4 protein-coding genes are annotated in these 2,153 nt (G+C 62.2%); 2 read left to right on the top strand and 2 right to left on the bottom strand.

Annotation, left to right across the window (positions count from 1 at the left end):
• Positions 1-470, top strand: a 470-nt coding sequence (gene argB, locus AC1DY5_RS52605; RefSeq protein WP_478122181.1) for an acetylglutamate kinase, incomplete at its 5' end; no start/stop codon positions are given.
• 95 nt (positions 471-565) lie between these two features.
• Here the strand turns inward: argB and AC1DY5_RS52610 are convergent.
• On the bottom strand, positions 566-766 hold the full coding sequence (locus AC1DY5_RS52610) for a hypothetical protein (RefSeq protein WP_478122182.1): 201 nt from the start codon (positions 764-766) through the stop codon (positions 566-568).
• A gap of 758 nt (positions 767-1,524) precedes the next feature.
• On the bottom strand, positions 1,525-1,722 hold the full coding sequence (locus AC1DY5_RS52615; RefSeq protein WP_478122184.1) for a hypothetical protein: 198 nt from the start codon (positions 1,720-1,722) through the stop codon (positions 1,525-1,527).
• Here AC1DY5_RS52615 and AC1DY5_RS52620 point away from each other — a divergent pair.
• Entirely contained in the window at positions 1,712-2,032 is a 321-nt protein-coding gene (locus AC1DY5_RS52620; protein WP_478122183.1) for a transposase, read from the top strand. The genes AC1DY5_RS52615 and AC1DY5_RS52620 overlap by 11 nt on opposite strands.
• Positions 2,033-2,153 lie beyond the last annotated feature (121 nt).

Below are 2,153 nucleotides of genomic sequence, written 5' to 3' on the forward strand. Positions count from 1 at the left end.
AGATGGCCGACCGCAACGACCCCAACCTGCACCACGACGTCGGCCACGTCGGCGACATCGTCTCGATCGACCCCAGCGTGGTCAAGGCGCTGCAGGACGATGCCTTCATCCCGGTCGTGAGCCCGATCGGCTTCGGCGAGGCAAACGAGAGCTACAACATCAATGCCGATGTCGTCGCCGGCAAGCTGGCGACCGTGCTGAAGGCCGAAAAGCTCATGATGCTGACCAACACGCCCGGCGTGCTCGACAAGAACGGCACGCTGCTGACCGACCTGAGCGCGCGAGAGATCGACGAGCTGTTCGCCGACGGCACCATCTCCGGCGGCATGCTGCCGAAGATCGAGGGCGCGCTCGATGCGGCCAAGAGTGGGGTCAACGCGGTCCACATCATCGACGGCCGGGTGCCGCACGCGATGCTGCTGGAGATCCTGACCGACCAGGCCTACGGCACGATGATCCGGGCGCGGTGAGCGCCTGAGCTGTAGCGCTCTAAGACCGCCTCGGCGATGGGCGCTTGCGGAGGACTGCGCAAAACTCGTTGCGATCCTTCACGACTGGTTCAAGATCAGAGAGCCCATGAGCACCAGATGGTCAAGGATGGCTCGGAACGTCGAAGGGGAAAACCGGTCTTTTCCGCCTCAGCGTGCTCGGCGATCGCCGCAGTCAGCGCATGCGGGCGGTCGGCCTCGTAGGCCATCGCGCCGTGATCGCCAAGCCAGTGGCGTGCCGTATCGTTGTGTGTGGTTTGGCCCGCGTAGGCATCCAAGACTTTAACGAGTGGCGGGTGCGCCTTTCGACGTAAGCAATGGGATGGACGCCCCCACCCGCAACGGCATCGATGTGCCAATGTGGAAGTGTCACCAACCACTTGAACCGAGAGATGCTATGTTGGACTACCCGAGAGAGGCCCGTTTAGCTACAACGGGATTTCCTTGACTTCTTGGCAAAGGAGATGGAAATGTCGACAACCCAGGCAGTCCCACAACGTGAGGATACGGCGATCCGGGGCGAGCTGTACATAAGGCGAGTTCGGCGACAAGAAGTGGAAGTTGACGGCCAGCGATGGGCGGCCGCAGCGCAAGCCGATACAAAGTGGACGCCCGCGACACGGCCGCAGTTGCGCACTGCATCGGCATGGCCCGGGAGCGCTGCAAGTTCGAGCCACAGGCCAAGGTGCATGCCTGCTACGAAGCAGGCCGCGGCGGCTGGTGGCTGCACCGCTGGCTGATCGAGCAGGGTGTCGACAGCATCGTGGTCGACTCCTCTAGCATCGAGGTGAACCGACACGTTCCGGTTCGTCAATCCCTATGTCAAGACCAACAAGAACGATGCAGCCGACGCCGAGGCAATCTGCGAGGCGGTCGCTCGACCCAACATGCGCTTCGTGCCGATCAAGAATATCGAGCAGCAGGGTGTTGGCCTTGCATCGCGTTCGACAAGGCTTCGTGAAGGCGCGTACCGCGCAGGTCAACCAGATCCGCGATCTGCTGGGGAATTCGGGCTCATCATTCCACAGGGCATAGGTTACATCGTTACATCGCCACGCGCGTGCCGGAGCTCGTCGAGAATGCCAGCAACGAGTTGGCCGGTGGATTTCGCCTGCTCGTGGAACGCCTGCTGGACCATCTCAAGGAACTGGGTCGCCAGGTCGAGGAACTCGAGGATCCAGGCTTGGCACCGCGCTAGCGAGCTCAGTTGCAAGCTCGCGAAGGTGCCCGGCATCGGACCACTCACCGCCCGCGCGCTGGTCGCATCCCTTGGTGATGCAAGAACTTCACCGGCGGTCGGCAGGTGGCCGCGTGGGCTGGGACTGGTGCCCAACCAGCACTCTTCCGGCGGCAAACCCAACCTGCTTGGCATGAGCAAGCGCGGCGATACTTACCTGCGCACTTTGCTGATACACGGCGCACGATCAGTTCTATCGGGCCGGGCAGAAGGTCGAGTCCTGCATCAATGGGGTAGTCAACCGCGTCGCGGCGGTCGCCTTGGCGAACAAGAATGCTCGCATCGTCTGGGCGTTGTTAGCGCATGACCGGCGATACGACGCCGGCTACGTGCGAGTGACGTCGGCACCCTGAGGCGAGCCGGACAGCAAATACAAGAACGACAGCAGGAGGAACAAAACCACTGATTGCTCAGGCGATCATGAAGTG

The sequence above is a fragment of the Variovorax sp. P4_D9 genome, from assembly GCF_056401695.1.